Annotated in this window: 17 protein-coding genes and 2 tRNA genes; 6 read left to right on the top strand and 13 right to left on the bottom strand. The window is 70.0% G+C overall.

Annotation, left to right across the window (positions count from 1 at the left end; translation table 11 throughout):
- The 4 genes from SSPS47_RS16920 to SSPS47_RS16910 all read right to left on the bottom strand — a co-directional run bounded on the left by SSPS47_RS16920 (position 1) and on the right by SSPS47_RS16910 (position 3,214).
- Entirely contained in the window at positions 1 to 1,446 is a 1,446-nt protein-coding gene (locus tag SSPS47_RS16920; protein WP_164251830.1) for a class E sortase, read from the bottom strand.
- Positions 1,443 to 2,084, bottom strand: coding sequence for an aminodeoxychorismate/anthranilate synthase component II (locus SSPS47_RS16915; RefSeq protein WP_164251829.1), 642 nt, complete (start codon positions 2,082 to 2,084; stop codon positions 1,443 to 1,445). Before SSPS47_RS16915 ends, SSPS47_RS16920 begins: the two co-directional genes overlap by 4 nt.
- Positions 2,081 to 2,254, bottom strand: a complete 174-nt coding sequence (locus SSPS47_RS34860; RefSeq protein WP_187280011.1) for a hypothetical protein — start codon at positions 2,252 to 2,254, stop codon at positions 2,081 to 2,083. The genes SSPS47_RS16915 and SSPS47_RS34860 overlap by 4 nt, the downstream gene beginning before the upstream one ends.
- Positions 2,255 to 2,446: 192 nt before the next feature.
- Complete coding sequence (locus SSPS47_RS16910; RefSeq protein ID WP_164251828.1) at positions 2,447 to 3,214, bottom strand: DUF881 domain-containing protein; 768 nt, start codon at positions 3,212 to 3,214, stop codon at positions 2,447 to 2,449.
- Between the two features lie 146 nt (positions 3,215 to 3,360).
- Between SSPS47_RS16910 and crgA the strand changes: the two genes are divergently transcribed.
- Entirely contained in the window at positions 3,361 to 3,618 is a 258-nt protein-coding gene (gene crgA / locus SSPS47_RS16905) for a cell division protein CrgA (RefSeq protein ID WP_164251827.1), read from the top strand.
- 275 nt (positions 3,619 to 3,893) lie between these two features.
- Here the strand turns inward: crgA and SSPS47_RS16900 are convergent, their stop codons facing one another.
- Both SSPS47_RS16900 and SSPS47_RS16895 read right to left on the bottom strand, forming a co-directional pair.
- Positions 3,894 to 4,787 (bottom strand): rhomboid family intramembrane serine protease, encoded by an 894-nt coding sequence (locus tag SSPS47_RS16900; RefSeq protein WP_164251826.1) that lies wholly within the window; start codon positions 4,785 to 4,787, stop codon positions 3,894 to 3,896.
- Positions 4,788 to 4,925: 138 nt separating this feature from the next.
- On the bottom strand, positions 4,926 to 5,453 hold the full coding sequence (locus tag SSPS47_RS16895; RefSeq protein WP_147873269.1) for a peptidylprolyl isomerase: 528 nt from the start codon (positions 5,451 to 5,453) through the stop codon (positions 4,926 to 4,928).
- A 406-nt stretch (positions 5,454 to 5,859) separates the two neighbouring features.
- On the opposite strand from SSPS47_RS16895, the gene SSPS47_RS16890 reads away from it, so the two are divergent.
- A complete protein-coding gene (locus tag SSPS47_RS16890) occupies positions 5,860 to 6,543 on the top strand; it encodes a DUF5324 family protein (protein ID WP_164251825.1) in 684 nt (227 codons plus the stop codon).
- 285 nt (positions 6,544 to 6,828) lie between these two features.
- Here the strand turns inward: SSPS47_RS16890 and SSPS47_RS16885 are convergent, their stop codons facing one another.
- Both SSPS47_RS16885 and SSPS47_RS16880 read right to left on the bottom strand, forming a co-directional pair.
- The gene (locus tag SSPS47_RS16885) at positions 6,829 to 7,224 is read right to left on the bottom strand and encodes a DUF6344 domain-containing protein (protein ID WP_164251824.1); all 396 of its coding nucleotides are present in this window, start codon (positions 7,222 to 7,224) and stop codon (positions 6,829 to 6,831) included.
- A gap of 165 nt (positions 7,225 to 7,389) precedes the next feature.
- Entirely contained in the window at positions 7,390 to 8,280 is an 891-nt protein-coding gene (locus SSPS47_RS16880) for an NAD(P)-binding domain-containing protein (protein ID WP_164251823.1), read from the bottom strand.
- Between the two features lie 92 nt (positions 8,281 to 8,372).
- Here SSPS47_RS16880 and SSPS47_RS16875 point away from each other — a divergent pair, with 92 nt between their 5' ends.
- Together SSPS47_RS16875 and SSPS47_RS16870 are read left to right on the top strand one after the other, a co-directional pair.
- Positions 8,373 to 8,999, top strand: a complete 627-nt coding sequence (locus tag SSPS47_RS16875) for a TetR/AcrR family transcriptional regulator (RefSeq protein ID WP_275405150.1) — start codon at positions 8,373 to 8,375, stop codon at positions 8,997 to 8,999.
- An 88-nt stretch (positions 9,000 to 9,087) separates the two neighbouring features.
- Positions 9,088 to 9,906 (top strand): hypothetical protein, encoded by an 819-nt coding sequence (locus tag SSPS47_RS16870; RefSeq protein ID WP_164251822.1) that lies wholly within the window; start codon positions 9,088 to 9,090, stop codon positions 9,904 to 9,906.
- Positions 9,907 to 9,969: 63 nt separating this feature from the next.
- Here SSPS47_RS16870 and SSPS47_RS16865 read toward each other — a convergent pair.
- Positions 9,970 to 10,042 (bottom strand) — tRNA-Ala (locus tag SSPS47_RS16865).
- Positions 10,043 to 10,222: 180 nt separating this feature from the next.
- On the opposite strand from SSPS47_RS16865, the gene SSPS47_RS16860 reads away from it, so the two are divergent.
- Positions 10,223 to 10,771 carry a DNA-binding protein gene (locus SSPS47_RS16860; RefSeq protein WP_078076203.1) on the top strand — a complete coding sequence of 183 codons (549 nt, stop codon included), beginning with the start codon at positions 10,223 to 10,225 and terminating at the stop codon, positions 10,769 to 10,771.
- Between the two features lie 88 nt (positions 10,772 to 10,859).
- Positions 10,860 to 12,392, top strand: coding sequence for a serine/threonine-protein kinase (locus tag SSPS47_RS16855; protein WP_164251821.1), 1,533 nt, complete (start codon positions 10,860 to 10,862; stop codon positions 12,390 to 12,392).
- Between the two features lie 30 nt (positions 12,393 to 12,422).
- On the opposite strand, the gene SSPS47_RS16850 is transcribed toward SSPS47_RS16855, so the two are convergent.
- The 4 genes from SSPS47_RS16850 to SSPS47_RS16835 all read right to left on the bottom strand — a co-directional run bounded on the left by SSPS47_RS16850 (position 12,423) and on the right by SSPS47_RS16835 (position 15,172).
- Positions 12,423 to 13,748, bottom strand: coding sequence for a hypothetical protein (locus SSPS47_RS16850; RefSeq protein ID WP_164251820.1), 1,326 nt, complete (start codon positions 13,746 to 13,748; stop codon positions 12,423 to 12,425).
- A gap of 257 nt (positions 13,749 to 14,005) precedes the next feature.
- Complete coding sequence (locus tag SSPS47_RS35450; protein ID WP_003958712.1) at positions 14,006 to 14,140, bottom strand: DLW-39 family protein; 135 nt, start codon at positions 14,138 to 14,140, stop codon at positions 14,006 to 14,008.
- Positions 14,141 to 14,322: 182 nt separating this feature from the next.
- Positions 14,323 to 14,396 (bottom strand) — tRNA-Ile (locus tag SSPS47_RS16840).
- A gap of 116 nt (positions 14,397 to 14,512) precedes the next feature.
- Positions 14,513 to 15,172, bottom strand: a complete 660-nt coding sequence (locus SSPS47_RS16835) for a DUF3566 domain-containing protein (RefSeq protein WP_164251819.1) — start codon at positions 15,170 to 15,172, stop codon at positions 14,513 to 14,515.

Genomic DNA, 15,172 nt, shown 5'->3' with positions numbered 1-15,172 from the left:
TCAGCCGACGAGAGCGTCGGGCTTTCCCTTGCCGCGTGGCCGTTCCTCAACCATCTTGCCCCACACGATCATTCGATACGTACTGGTGAATTCCGGCGTACAGGTCGTCAACGTGATGTATCTCCCGGGCTCCGCGAATCCGGAGCCGGGCGGCACGGGACCGATCACACCGACGTTCGACGGCGCGGTCTGCGGGAGGATGCTCGCCATGTCGTACGTGAAGTAGGAGTCCTGCGTCTCCACGACGATCTTGTCGCCGGGCTTCAGGCGGTTGATGTACCGGAACGGCTCACCGTGGGTGTTGCGGTGGCCCGCGACCGCGAAGTTGCCCTGTTTGTCGGACGGCATCGCCGTCTTGAGCCGGCCCTCCGAGTAGTGGCCGACCATGCCGCGGTCCAGGACCTTCGCCTTGTCGATCCCCTCGGCGATCGGGACGACCACGTCGAGCTTGGGGATGTGCATGATCGCGAATCCCTGGCCGGGCTCGAAGGCTCCGGGCTGACGGCCCTTCGCCCAGCCGTCCTGGATCTTGTCCGTCTCCTTGCCCGCGTAGAGATCGGCCTGGATGTTCGTCCACCAGAGCTGGTACGTGACGAACAGCAGCATCAGCACACCGAGGCTGATGAAGATCTCGCCGACCGCGCGGCTGAGGATCACTCCCGGACTGTCCTTGAGAGCACGGGCGGCACGCCGCGCCTCGACACGGGAGAGGGGCCTGGCGGGCGCTGAGGGGCCCGGCGCGCGCTCGGGGCGTCCGGGGCCCTCCGATCGCCTGCGACCGCGTCCACGGCCCCCCTTGGCCGCCTTACGGCGCTCGGCACGGCCTCCGACGGCCGGTTCCGGCGGCGCCGGGCGCGCCGCCGTGTCCGCGCCTTCCGCGCCGGACTCGGAGACCGTCGGCAGCAGGGCGGTGGCGTCCTCGGCGCCACCGGCGCTCGCGTGGGGCCGGTGGGTGTCCTCCGTACGGAGCCCGACGGTCTCGTCGTCCCGGGCGGGGACGTACGGCGGATCGGGAGCGGTCCGGGGGGCGGGCGCGGCCGGGGTCGTCGGACCGGGCGTCGACCTGGGCTCCGGTACGGGCGCGGGCACCCGCGTGTGCGGCGCCATCCGCACCGACTCCGGCGGGACCTGTGAGGCCCAGTCCTGCCCGTACTGGGCGGGTGCCTGGTCCGCGTACGGATACGGCCCGTAGCCGGACCACTCCCGTTCCGCCGGCGGCGGCGCCGATATCCCGTCCCCCGCGGCCCAGGAGCCGGGAGGCGGGGAAGGCGGGGCGGGAGAGGGATGCGCGGGAGGCGGCGGGGCGCCCTGCCCGGGGAGCGGGTCGTTCAACGGATCCGCGAGTCCGTCCACCGCCGCCTCGAACGCGCCCGGTTCCTCGTACGGTTCCCGCTGCTCGTACGAGGCGCCGTGTCCCGCGTCGTGCTCGGGGCGGAGTGCGGTCACGCGACCGCCTTGCCCACCACCGGTGCCAGGCCCGCCGATCGGCCCACGGCGCCCGGATCACCGCACTGCGCCAGCCAGTTGGCCAGCATCAGGTGACCGTGTTCGGTCAGGACGGACTCGGGGTGGAACTGCACGCCCTCGACGGGCAGTTCACGGTGGCGTACGCCCATGATGATGCCGTCGGCCGTGCGCGCGGTGACCTCCAGCTCGTCGGGCAGCTCGGTGGGCTCGGCGGCGAGCGAGTGGTAGCGCGTCGCGGTGAAGGGCGAGGGCAGCCCGGCGAACACGCCCTTGCCCTCGTGCGTCACCAACGAGGTCTTGCCGTGCAGCAGTTCGGGGGCGCGGCCCACCACACCGCCGTACGCCACCGCCATCGACTGCATACCGAGGCAGACCCCGAAGACGGGAACGCCGGTCGAGGCGCAGTGGCGCACCATGTCAACGCAGACACCGGCCTGTTCGGGCGTGCCGGGTCCGGGAGAGAGCATCACGCCGTCGAAGCCGTCCCGGGCGTGCGCCGTCGAGACCTCGTCGTTGCGCAGCACCTCGCACTCCGCGCCGAGCTGGTACAGGTACTGGACGATGTTGAAGACGAAGCTGTCGTAGTTGTCCACGACGAGGACGCGGGCACCGCTCATGAGGAGCCTCCCGCGCCGGTCACCGTCGCGTCCCCGAACGGGAGGATCGGCTCCGCCCACGGGAAGACGTACTGGAACAGCACGAAGACGACCGCCAGCGCCAGCACGAGCGCGACGACCGCCCGCACCCACACGTTGCCCGGCAGATGCCGCCAGATCCAGCCGTACATGCTGTCCCTTTCCGTTCCGTACCCGATCCGTACCCGCGCGGCCGGACCGGCGTGCGCGACACCGAACCAGACTAAGGGGCCACAGGGTCACGTGGGCGGCGCACGGCGCAGGTGTGCCGTTGCCCTCTTCTTCTTAGGAGAGGGCGGCCCGCGTCTCAAGGAAGGCGGCCGGACCGGGCGCTTTCGGCCGGGCTATTTCACCGGCTTCGCGTAGTGGAGGTCCACGGTGCCCGTGTAGCCGGGGAGCGTGGTCTCGCCGTGCTCGTCGACCTTCCACCCGAGACCGTACGCCTGCACGTACAGCTGGTAGTTCTGGATCGCGGGCGAATCCGCGAGCGCCTCGCGGAGCCTGTCCCGGTCCCCCACCGCCGTGATCTTGTACGGCGGCGAGTAGACCCGGCCCTGGAGGATCAGGGTGTTGCCGACGCAGCGCACCGCGCTGGTGGAGATCAGCCGCTGGTCCATGACGCGGATGCCGCTCGCGCCGCCCTGCCACAGCGCGTTGACGACGGCCTGGAGGTCCTGCTGGTGGATGACCAGGTCGTTGGGCTGCGGCTCCGGGTAGCCCGGATTGGCCGTGGCGTCCGGCGGGGCGTCGTCGAGGGTGACGGTGAGGGCCTTGCCCGAGACCTTCTTGGTGCCTGCCGCGTTCTCCAGACCGCGCAGTTCGGCGTCCTCCGCCTCCGTGGAGCCGGAGTCGCGGCTGGCGAGGCTGTCGACGTTCTCCCGTACGACCCCGGTCGACTCCTCCAGCGCGGCGTTCTTGTCGCTGCGCTCCTGGATGAGGTCGGAGAGCTTGAGCAGCGAGTCGTCCGTACGGAGGTTGGTGCCCTTCGCCGTGTTGAAGCTGGTGACGAAGATGAGGCCGGCCAGGGCGAAGACCCCGGCCGTGAGCAGGCGGACCGGCCGCCAGATCGGTCGGCGGACCGGCCCTTCGGGGGAGTCGGCAGAATTGCTCAACGTACCCTTATCTCCTTAGGCGCCACGGAAGCACTACGCTAACGGACGCCCGGGGGAGCCGGCGTTCCCCCTGCTCGCTCCTCACCCCCGGCACACCGTTTCAGTTACCTGCGCGGTCACGCAGCGCATCGACAGGAGAGTCCCTCGTGCCGAAGTCACGTATCCGCAAGAAGGCCGATTTCACGCCGCCCCCCGCGGCGAAGCAGTCGACCACCATAAGGCTGTCCAACCGGAGCTGGGTGGCGCCGGTCATGCTCGCCCTGTTCCTCATCGGGCTGGCCTGGATCGTCGTCTTCTATGTGACCGAGGGCTCGCTGCCGGTCGACGCCTTCGGCAACTGGAACATCGTGGTCGGCTTCGGCTTCATCGCCGCCGGCTTCGGCGTCTCCACCCAGTGGAAGTAGCGGCGGCGGCCGGCGTCAAGCTCTGCCCAGAGACTTATCCACAGTGCTGTCCACAGCCGGGGGAAAAGGTCTGACCATCTGTGGATAACTCCACGGCAGGTTGACGCCGGTGTGACTGGAGCACCCGCTTCGGCCGATGTGATGAAGCGTCTCGCCCCTTGTCTCTGCTGGGAAAACCCAGATCAGCGACAAGGGGCACTGATGTTCCACACAGATTGCACAAGATCCGGCACACGCTGTGGACAACTGTGCGCTTCGAGGGACTTCGACGGCCCTCAGTTGAGCTGGCCGGTCCTGATCACGACGATCGCCACCGTCGCCAGCAGCACCACCGCGCACGTGCCCCACTGGACCAGCGCCCGGCGCTCACGCGGTGCGTGCACGAGGCCCACGGCGATCGCCGTGCCCGCGACCAGACCGCCGACATGCGCCTCCCAGGCGATCCCGGACCAGGTGAACGTGAAGAGCAGGTTCAGCGCCAGCAGCGCGAAGACCGGCCTCATGTCGTAGTTCATCCGGCGCATCAGTACGGCCGTGGCGCCCAGCAGACCGAAGATGGCGCCCGACGCTCCGAGCGACGGCTGGTTCGGCGCGGCGATCAGATAGGTCAGGGCGCTGCCCGCGAGCCCGGAGATCAGATACAGCGCGAGGAAGCGCACCCGCCCGAGCGCCGCTTCCAGCGGACCTCCGAGCCACCACAGCCCCAGCATGTTGAACGCGATGTGCCACACGGCCTGGTGCAGGAACATCGATGTGAACAGGCGGTACCACTGCCCGTCGGCGACGCCGACGACCTCGCCGATGTCCGTGTTGAAGGCGAACCCGATGAGATCCAGCTCGCCGACGACGCGCCGCTCACTGGTGAGGACGGCGACGAAGACGGCGAGATTCAGCCCCAGCAGGATCTTCGTGATCAGACGGGGATCGGCGGCGATGGTACCGCCGGCGATCGTCCGCGGCCGGGTGGCGGTCGGGGACATGCCCGAGCCGTTCGCCTCCCGTACGCAGTTGGGGCACTGGAATCCGACGGAGGCGCTGATCATGCAGTCCGTGCAGATGGGCCGCTCGCAGCGGGTGCAGCGGATGCCGGTCTCACGGTCGGGGTGCCGGTAACAGTGGGGTGTCGCGTCGGCTGCGGGCCGGTCCGGGCCCCCGGGCTGTTGGTCCATCGGTCCCCTCGGTGCTCGTTGCGGCGGGAGGAGCACAGCGCACCGCCCTCCCCGTCCGGTATGTAACCACTACGGACGGGCAGGGCGGGATGGTTCCCCGAACGGGAATCCGAGACGTCGTGGACGCGTCCGAAGAACTCAGCGGGACTCGACGACGACCGACTCGATCTTGACTTCCTCGACCGGGCGGTCGGTGCGCGGGTTGGTCTGGGTGGACCCGATGGAGTCCACGACCTTCTTGCTCGCCTCGTCGGTGACCTCACCGAAGATGGTGTGCTTACGGGTCAGCCACGCGGTGGGCGCCAGGGTGACGAAGAACTGCGAGCCGTTGGTGCCCGGTCCCGCGTTCGCCATGGCCAGGAGGTACGGCTTGTCGAAGGCGAGGTCCGGGTGGAACTCGTCCTCGAACTCGTAGCCCGGACCGCCCGTGCCGTTACCCAGCGGGTCCCCGCCCTGGATCATGAAACCGCTGATGACCCGGTGGAAGACCGTGCCGTCGTACAGACGGTCGCTGGACTTCTTGCCGGTCGCCGGGTTGGTCCATTCACGCTCGCCCTTGGCGAGCTCCACAAAGTTCTTGACCGTCTTCGGCGCGTGGTTCGGCAGGAGCCGGATCTCGATATCGCCGTGGTTGGTCTTCAGGGTGGCGTAAAGCTGCTCGGCCACGATCTGCCTTCCGTGAGTCTGCTCTGACTCTGTCGATCCTCGCACGGACACCGGGTCCGTCGTCCGCCCCGTACCCCTCAAGCGCTCGCCGCGTCCGATGACGGGGAATCAGCGGCCGTCGTCGGGGCACACGCGGGGCGGACAGGAGCAGGGCGGAGAAAAGCGAGGCAGTCATGTCCTTGACGGGGCGCGGGACGGTGAACCGTGGCATTGTCAACGAGAAGTCCCCTTGCACCGCAATGCCCAGGCATCGCCCCAAGTCGTCTTCGTTGACCCGGATGCCCGTACCGCATGCCGGTCCGGCGTGCGGCAGGCATGATTTCGATCTGGGTGGACAGGCGGATCTTTGTCCAAGTTAACGGGGGAAAGCCCCAACCCCCTGACCGCCACCGAGGAGGAGGATCCTGTGACCCGCATGGACAGCGTGCGCGCCGCTACCGATTCGGCGAGGGAGAGCGTGCTGCACGCCGCGGAAGCGGTGGCACCCTACGCCGACACGGCCAAGGAACAGGCCGCGTTGTACGCCGAAGAGGCCCGCGTCCGGCTCGCACCGAAGGTGTCGAAAGCCGCGAAGCAGGCTCGTGTTCAGTACGGCGCCCACGTGGCGCCGCATGTGCCCCCAAAGGTCGACGAGGCCGCACAGCGTGCCGCGGCACGGACGCGTAAGGCCGCGCGCCAGGCCGCCTGCTACACGGTGCCGCGCGTCGAGCACGCGGTATCCGTCGCACAGCCGGTCGCCGGGGAAGCAGCGGCTCGTTCCGCTGCCGCCCTCGCCGCGCTGCGCGGTCAGATCACGGTGAAGGAGGTCCAGAAGCTTGTGAGGAAACATGAGCGACGGGCCAAGGCCGGACGGCTCGCCAAGGGCCTGGTGGTCCTCGGTGTACTGACCGGTGGCGCTTTCGCCGCGTGGAAGTGGTGGGACAAGCAGGCCAATCCCGACTGGCTGGTGGAGCCGCCCGCTCCTACCGAGGTCTCCGAGCACAACGCGTCGCTGTCGTCCGTCGACGGCAGCCAGGGTGCGCTCGACCCGGAGGTGCAGGCCAAGCAGGCGGAGGAAGAACAGGCGAAGAAGCGCGACGACCGCCCGTGACGGGTGATCGGTGATCCCTGGGACCGGTGATCCGCGGGACTGCGGTGCCCTCGCCGTACGACGACTGTCGCGGCCGGCGCAGATGATGCGACGGCCCGGCTGGTGCGGTGCGGCGGGTGCCGCCTGCCCTGCGGGTGGTTCGGGTGACGCCGGTCAGGTCCGGTGCGGTGGGGACCGCGACGGGTGAGGCGGTGCGACAGACGCCTGGCGTGGTGTCCGCGCCGTGTGCGAGGCGGGCACCGTACGTGGTGCGGGCGCCGGGAGTCCTGAGGAGATCCCGGTTCCTCACGCCGCCGCCGCGAGTGCCGCGTCGGCGGCGACCTCGTTGTCGCGCGCCACGTCGGCGTCCGTACGGGTGTCGACGGGCAGGCGCCGCACCGAAGGTGACGAGCCGTGAGCCTCCGCGCGGATACGCTGCTCGATGGTCGGCGGCCGGGACGTGTTCGCCGGCCGCGCGCTCTCCGGCAGTGCCCGTGCCGCTCGCACTGCGGGTGCCTCCTCTCCTCCGCCCCGCGCCTCGGCGGCGGTCGGCGAGCGGTCGCCCTTGACGGGCTGCTCGGCGGGCTGCTGTACGGCGGCGTCGGTCGCAGCGGCGGGAGCGGTCAGCCCCAGGGTGGCGAGCACCGCGAAGAACGCGGTCAGGAAGACGGTCCACAGATTCTTGACCTTGAAGGCGGCCATGGCCCCTCGCTTTCAGGTTGCGCTCGGGTTGAGCGATCTACATACCTTCCTCATGATGTGTACGCATCTTGGGAATCGAGGGACCAACGCCGCCACTGCGCAGTTCTTCTGATGAACACCACCCGTACGGTGCAACGGGTGCCGTCAATCGTTTGTGATGCCGCCTCAGGCGGCCGTCCGGCTCCCCCTCATCACCTCGAAAAGGCTGGTGAAGCTGTCGTCGGCATGACCGTCCGCCACACCTCGCCGGAACAGCTCCAGGACCGCCTTCGGCAGCGCCGTGTCGACCCCGGCCGCCTCGGTGGTGTGCAGGACGTGCTCGATGCTGGCCACTCCCATGGCGAGCCCGTCGACGTCGCCGGGGAACTCACCCGCGTCGATCCGGGGCGCGTAGAACTCGAAGAACTGCGACATCCCGCCCGCGCTCTGAGACGCGTACGGCAGGAACTCCGCCGCTGAGATGCCGTTGGCGTGCGCGACCGCGAGGGCGTGCACCCAGCTGAGCATCGTCGTCCAGAACAGATCCATCCCGATCTGGTAGTACAGCGCCGCGAGCCCCGGGTCCGAACCCCGGTAGTCCGTGCCGGTCAGCACCTCCAGCGTCGGCGTCAGCTCGTCGAACAGGTCCCGCGGGCCGCTGTAGAAGGTGAAGACCTCCGGCGTGCCGATACCGGAGGGCGGTGTGTTCACCCCGCCGGTCAGATGCCGGGCGCCGTGGCCGGCGAACCAGTCCGCCGCCGCCCGCGCCCGCTCCGGGGTGTCCGAGGTCAGATTGACGATCACACGTCCCGGCAGTCTCGCCGCGGCCGGTCCGAGGATCGCGTACATCGCGTCGTAGTCGGTCAGGCTCAGGACGACCGGCCCACCGGCGGCAAGGGCCTTCTCGACCGAGGGGGCGAGGGTCGCGTCCCTGGCCACCAGCTGGTCCGCCTTCTCCGCGCTGCGGTTCCACAGCGTCACCGCGTAATCCTTGTCGAGGTACGCGCCCGCCATCGCCCGCCCCATGGGGCCGAGACCGATCACCGTCACCGCAGGCGCACCCGTGTCCGTACTCATCGCGCACTCCACTCTCATTGGAACGAACGCTCTATCCAGCGGAAAACATAGCACGCCTCTAGAGCGAGCGTTCTATCCAGTAGACTTCCCCTGTGAAGACGGCGGAGCAGGACCTCACCGCGAACGCGGAGCGCCCGGTCGGCACCCGCGAGAGGATCGTCCGGGCCGCCTCGCTGCTGATGCAGCGCCAGGGCTACGACGGCACGGGGATCAAACAGATCTCCACCGAGGCCGGAGCCACCCTCGGATCCGTCTACCACTTCTTCCCCGGCGGCAAGCAGCAGTTGGCCGTCGCCGCGATCGGGCACGGGGACCGCGAGTTCGCCGACGAACTGCGCCTCACCCTCGACCGCGCGGCCGATCCCGCCCAGGCGGTGATCGACTGCGCGCACCGCCTCGCGGAGGGGCTGCGCGAGTCCGACTGGGTCGAGGGCTGCCCGGTCACCTCCACCGCCCTGGGTACGGCGGGCCGCGCGCCCGACATCCAGGAGGCCGCGGCTGCCGCGTTCGCGAACTGGCGCGACCTGGTGTATGCCCGACTTCGCCGCGCCGGCGTCGCCGAGGAAGACGCCCACGATCTGGCCCATACGGTGATCAGCACCCTGGAAGGCGCCGAACTGGCGGCCCAGGTGTCCCGGAGCGAGCGCCCGCTGCTGACCGCCGGCCGTCACCTCGCCCAGCTCATCAACCTCTACATCCCGGCATCGGACGATTCCTGAGGTCACGTCAGACCATTGGTGGGACGGCCGGCCGATCCCGCCCGTGGGCCCCTGGTCAAGGCGCGGGCCGGATCCGATCCTTGTCCCCATGAACGATGGCGTGGTGTGGCTCGTGCTGAGCACGAGCGGGCTCCTGGTGCTCCTGAACGCGGGCATCGGAGTCCTGGCCCTGTGGAGCCACCACTCGGGGCTGCGCGTGACGGAGCGTCTGATCGCCTCGGGAGAGCTGGACGTCTATCACGCGACCTGGCTGACCGGGGTCGGATACCGCCGGACTCAGACGGCGACCTGGTACCGGGAACGTGCCGCGGCGGAACTGGCCATGCGCGCGCTGCCCGCCGCAGGACCGGCGCACGCCGACGAGCGGAAAGGGCTCGTACCGCCGCCCGACACCACTGTCCCGGGGACCGCGGTGCCTCCGGAGCATGCGCTGACTCTGGCGGCGTCGCGGTTCACCCTCGACTCCTGGTCGGCCGGACGCCCGGTGACGGTGAGGGCCCTCGCTGATCACCCCGCGTTCAAGGCGGCCTGCGCGGCCCACCGGGAGCGCCTCGCCGGTCACCTGCCCCCGCGCCGTACCCGGCTCGACGACAACACCGAGCGCGCGCCGTGGGCCGCGGCGCTGATCGCGACCGGATGGATCACGCTCAACACCTGTCTGCTGATGGCGTCGAACGCCTTCGGCGACCCCGGCGCCGGGCCCCGGGGATTCGAAAGGAGCGTCGCGCTGCTCGCCCTCGCGGCCGGCACCGCCGCCCTGGCCGGTTTCATCCTGGTGGTTCTGCATCTGTTGCTCTGGCGTGCCTGGCAGGACCGCTGGCCCCGAAGGCTGCGCACACACTGCGCGGACCTGGTCCGGCACGAGTCCCGGGACTGGGCGCCCCTGTCCCGTGTCCCCACGGGCTGAGGACCATCGAAGAAAATGCCCTCCGACCCGCGTTTCCGCTGGTCGGAGGGCATTTTTCGAGTGTGGAGCCTAGGGGAGTCGAACCCCTGACATCTGCCATGCAAAGACAGCGCTCTACCAACTGAGCTAAGGCCCCGGAAGGGGTGTACGACGGCGCCGCAGGACGTCTCGGTGACCGCCGGGGACCAGAGTACCGGGTGTCCCCCGTGATCTCGCAAAAGGATTGGGACTCCCGGTGCGCGACCCCGCTCCGTAGGATGCCCCAGAGGTTCGCAGCAGCGAAGCTGCCGCCTGGGGAAGCGATGGGGAGACGCGAATGGACGCCGCACAGCAGGAATCGACAGCAAGAGCCAGGGAACTTCAGCGCAGCTGGTACGGAGAGCCGCTGGGAGCTCTCTTCCGCCGACTGATCGACGACCTGGGGCTGAATCAGGCCAGGCTCGCCGCGGTGCTCGGTCTGTCGGCCCCGATGCTCTCCCAGTTGATGAGCGGCCAGCGCGCCAAGATCGGAAATCCCGCCGTGGTCCAGCGTGTTCAGGCGCTGCAGGACCTGGCGGGGCAGGTCGCCGACGGCAGTGTCAGCGCCGCCGAGGCCACCGCCCGGATGGACGAGGTCAAGAAGTCGCAGGGCGGCTCCGTCCTCACCGGCACCAGCCAGACGACGAACAGCACGGGCGCGCCGACCGTGCGCCGGGTCGTCCGTGAGATCCAGTCACTGCTGCGGTCGGTCGCCGCCGCCGGTGACATCATCGACGCGGCGGACTCCCTCGCACCGAGCCACCCCGAGCTGGCAGAGTTCCTCCGGGTGTACGGAGCCGGGCGCACCGCCGAGGCGGTCGCGCACTACGAGGCGCACCAGAACTAGGCCGGAGCTGGGCACGGCAGGCACGACACAGACCGCGGCCGAGGGCGACGGTCCGCCGGACAGGACGACTGGGAGCGAGCGCGGCGCAATGGGTGAGGTCTTCGCTGGTCGGTACGAGTTGGTCGACCCGATCGGACGTGGCGGTGTGGGCGCCGTCTGGCGTGCCTGGGACCACCGGCGCCGCCGGTACGTGGCGGCCAAGGTGCTCCAGCAGAGCGACGCGCACACCCTGCTGCGCTTCGTACGCGAGCAGGCCCTGCGGATCGACCACCCCCATGTGCTCGCACCGGCCAGCTGGGCCGCCGATGACGACAAGGTCCTGTTCACCATGGATCTGGTGAGCGGCGGATCACTGGCCCATCTGATCGGCGACTACGGCCCGCTGCCGCCGCGCTTCGTCTGCACCCTGCTCGACCAGCTGCTGTCCGGTCTCGCGGCGGTGCACGCGGAAGGGGTCGTACACCGCGACATCAAACCCGCCAACATACTGCTGGACGCCACCGGGACGGGCCGGCCCCATCTGAAGCTGTCGGACTTCGGTATCTCCATGCGCAAGGGCGAGCCGCGTCTGACAGAGACCAACTACGTGGTGGGCACGCCCGGTTATTTCGCACCGGAGCAGATGATGGGCGCGGAGCCGGACTTCCCCGCCGACCTCTTCGCCGTCGGCCTGGTCGCGCTCTATCTGCTCCAGGGCCAGAAACCCGACTCCAAGGCCCTGGTGGAGTATTTCACCGCGCACGGCACCCCCGGAGCCCCGCAGGGGATTCCCGAGCCGCTGTGGCAGGTCCTCGCCGGGCTGCTCCAGCCGGATCCGGACGCCCGGTTCCGTACGGCGACGGGAGCCCGCAAGGCGCTCACGACGGCTGCCGAGATGCTGCCCGAGGAGACGGAGGACGACGAGCCCGTCGAGGTCTTCGACCAACTCGGGCCGCTGCCACACCCGTTCGGCCCCGAAGGGCCTGTCGCGGCCCCGGGCTCGGGCCGGCACGCCCTTAAGACACCGTCGTACGGAAGCGAGCCCACCGGTGAAGTCGCGGGCGTCACGGGCGGAGTCACCGGGGGAGCGACAGGCGGGCCGGCGGGTGGCACGACCGGCGGCGCGACGGATGGCCCGACGGATGGAGTGACCGGCGGACAGCCGCGGTCCGCCCCGCAGACCTCCATGTCGGAGACCGGCAGCTTCCACCTCCCGCCGCCGCCCCGGCCGGACCGGCAACAGCCACCGCAGCAGCAGCCACAGCCCTACCAACCCCCTTCCGGGCCACACCCGTTGCAGCCGTCCCCGCCCGCCGCTTCCCACTCCGCGCCCACGCCCGCGCATCCGCTCACGCCCCCTTCCCCCGCCGCGCCCGATCTGTCGCAGGCGCCGACCACTTCGGTGCCGCACGACTTGCCGCACACCCGTAGATACACCGCTCAGCAGCCCGGGGTTCCCATCCAGTACCCCCCGGCTCCGTACGCCCCCGCCACTCCCGCCCCCGGCGCGTTCGACGACGCGGCGCCCGTCCCCCTCTCGCACAAACGACGGCCGGGACCGCCACCCAAGGTGACGATCCCGGTTCTGCTGCTCGCGCTGGTCTGTTTCGGTGTGGGGTTCTGGGCCCTCGCCCAGACCTGACGGCCCCGCCCCGCCGTTTCGGCTGCTCCGCTACCGCCCCGCGCCCCACCGCCGCGCGAGCAGGGCCCATCCCCCCAGCCCCAGCACCAGGACCGTCCCCGTACCGATCCCGCCCGCCGCGACCAGCGTCATCGTGCCGCTGTCCTCGTTGGCCGGGTTCCCGCCGCCGGCCTGGTCCCGATTCTCGTCCGACACGTTGAACTCCTCGGCCGGCCCGTCGTACTCCGGCCCGTCCACCGCCTTGCCCTCGACGTTCACACGCACCGTCAGGTCGTACGGCTCCCGCCCGAACTTCCCGCCGACCTCCGGGTTGAGGCTCACCCGCAGGTAGTACCAGCCCGCGAAGCGCATCGCCTTCTTGTCGGGGGCGGAACTGAAGCGGTTCGCGTAGTGCACCGGTGGCGCCGGATCCGTCGACATCCACTTCGGCTCGCCGTTGTACGACATCGTGTCGGTGCTGTCGACGAGCCCTCTCGCCGGGTTGTACACGGCGAGGGACATCGCTCCGGTGACGATGCCGCGCCCGTCCGAACCGCCCAGTTCCGCCGCGGCGAACAGCTGCTGCCCCCAGTCGACGGGCACCCGGTAGAAGAGCGACTCACCGGGATCGATCTCCGCCGTCCACTCGCCGTCACCCAGGCTCGTGGCGGCGCTGAAGCCGGCGCCCCCCGCACGCGGTTCGGAAGCGCCGGACGGCGGGCCGGGGGAGGCGCTCGACCAGTCCTCGGGGGCCTCGGTGGAGCCGCCGGCCTTCACCGGGGGCTCGGAAAGGAACCGCAGTTCCAAGTCCCACGGTTCCTGCGAGGACGTCGCCTTGGACTCCCTCTCCACGATCACGTAGTACGTACCGGCCTTCCGGCAGGGCCCGTACTCCTTGCCGGTGAGAGTCCGGGACACATACGCGGTCAGCGGCTGGGGATAGTCGCCCGTCGGCAGCACCCGGGCCTGCTCCGAGTCGCAGTCCTTGCCGTCGCCGTCCTGCATCGTGACCGTGATCTTGTCGCCGTAGTCCACCGACGACTCCAGCTCGGGCACTGCGGTCGCCGACACGTACGCGTTCTCCGCGTCGTCCAGGTCCAGTTGGTAGAAGAGCTTCTTGCCCGGTTCGATCGAAGCGCGATACGCGGAGCCCTCGTCGAGCTCCCCCGCGTCGCCGGTACCCGTCCCGCCCTCAAGGGGCCCGGCGTCCTTGTCGAACTCGTACGCGGTCGGCCCCTCGGCCGCCGCGGCCGTGCCGGACAGCCCGGGCAGGCCGGTGGGGACCGGGCCTCCCGACGCCCCCGGCTGCGCCACCACCGCGCACATCGCCGCCGCCGCGACCAGCGCGACCCGGCCCCTGCTGCGCAGCCTCTTCACGAGCTTCCCCTTGTCGTCCGGCGGCCCCGCCGCCCACCACCAACAGCCCGCCCATCCTGCCCCGCCGATCCGGCCCCTGTCTGCGCGGGCAGCCGATCCGTAACGCCCCCGCCGGCGGCACCACCCGCCACCGCCCCCGAAATTTCACAAAAGCAACCAAATCATTCGCTCAGGTGAACTCGCGGCCGGACTCCCCACGACAGCGCGAAGCCCCGGTCGCCTGGGCGACCGGGGCTTCGCAAACCGACTACTGGGTCTCAGACACCCGAACCTGCGGGCACGGAGTCGGTCGCCTCCGTCCACAGATCCTGCTCGGCGCGATCCGCCTGGATCTGGCGGTACACGAGGAGCCCGCCGATGGCGGCCAGTGCGACCAGGAGAAGCTTCTTCACCGCGCGACCTCGTCTTTCCTTGTCCTTGGGGCCTTCTGGCGCCCGACTATACACACCGACCGATACCGATCGGTGACCTATATGCGCCCCCAACTCGGGGGCCACGACGACCAGTCAACACCCGCGCGAAACAAAGCGATCCGCCCGGACAGAAGAGTCTCTGTCCGGGCGGATCGGCGCTGTGGGGCTAACAGGATTTGAACCTGTGGCCTCATCCTTATCAGGGATGCGCTCTAACCAACTGAGCTATAGCCCCGCGCTGCCCCTGAAGATTAGCGCACTCCAGGGCCAGTCCCAAAATCGATACCGGGGCCGTGCTCTTGCCCGCCCGTCCGCCGTCCGGCCCCTTGTCGAGCCTGGTGGAAGGGTGTCCTACTCGTCCTCGGCGAGCGTCAACTCGACGCCCCCCACGAAGCCCGCGGACAGGTTGTAGATGAATGATCCGAGCGTGGCCAGCGCGGTCGCGAGCACCACGTCGATCACGGCGATCACCGACGTGAAGATGAGCACGCGCGGCAGTGAGAGGAACGACTGGAGATCGAAGCCGTTGCTCTCGTTCGAGCCCGTCGCCTCGCTGATCGTCCCGCCCACCGTCGAGAAGACGCCCATCGCGTCCATGACCATCCACAGCACGGCCGCCGCGATGACCGTGCACACGCCCAGCGCGATGGAGAGCAGGAAGCTGACCTTCATCACCGACCACGGGTCGGCCTTGGCCACCCGCAGCCGCGCCCTACGCGTGCGCGGAGTCGTACGCGCCCCCGTGCGCGGCAGGCGCACGCCCGACGCCGTGGGCGGCCGGACGCCGCCCTGATGTGTCTGTCCCGGCTGCCCCGGCCCCACGCCCTGCCCCTGTCCTTGGCCAACCTGGACAGGCGGCTGCGGCTGCGCCTGCTGCTGTCCGCCCTGTGTCCCCCCGCCCTGCGGCGTCGGATACGCCTGCGGCGGGTGGTACGGCTGCGCCGCCTGCTGCGACTGCTGCCCGGATCCGTACGTCTCGTAAGGGGGCTGCTGCCCCCGGGTGCCGGTCAC

The sequence above is a fragment of the Streptomyces sp. S4.7 genome, assembly GCF_010384365.1.
In the GTDB taxonomy this organism is placed as follows: Bacteria; Actinomycetota; Actinomycetes; order Streptomycetales; family Streptomycetaceae; genus Streptomyces.
Note: the sequence above shows the minus strand (reverse complement) of the source record. Positions and strands in the feature narration are given on the sequence as shown.

What these genes read in the sequence shown, in the direction of transcription:
- SSPS47_RS34860 (WP_187280011.1), bottom strand. Translation starts at nt 2,254, where the DNA reads ATGTACGGCTGGATCTGGCGGCATCTGCCGGGCAACGTGTGGGTGCGG.
- SSPS47_RS16860 (WP_078076203.1), top strand. Translation starts at nt 10,223, where the DNA reads ATGGACGCCGCACAGCAGGAATCGACAGCAAGAGCCAGGGAACTTCAG.
- SSPS47_RS16915 (WP_164251829.1), bottom strand. Translation starts at nt 2,084, where the DNA reads ATGAGCGGTGCCCGCGTCCTCGTCGTGGACAACTACGACAGCTTCGTC.
- SSPS47_RS16870 (WP_164251822.1), top strand. Translation starts at nt 9,088, where the DNA reads ATGAACGATGGCGTGGTGTGGCTCGTGCTGAGCACGAGCGGGCTCCTG.
- SSPS47_RS16885 (WP_164251824.1), bottom strand. Translation starts at nt 7,224, where the DNA reads ATGGCCGCCTTCAAGGTCAAGAATCTGTGGACCGTCTTCCTGACCGCG.
- SSPS47_RS16900 (WP_164251826.1), bottom strand. Translation starts at nt 4,787, where the DNA reads ATGGACCAACAGCCCGGGGGCCCGGACCGGCCCGCAGCCGACGCGACA.
- SSPS47_RS16855 (WP_164251821.1), top strand. Translation starts at nt 10,860, where the DNA reads ATGGGTGAGGTCTTCGCTGGTCGGTACGAGTTGGTCGACCCGATCGGA.
- SSPS47_RS16880 (WP_164251823.1), bottom strand. Translation starts at nt 8,280, where the DNA reads ATGAGTACGGACACGGGTGCGCCTGCGGTGACGGTGATCGGTCTCGGC.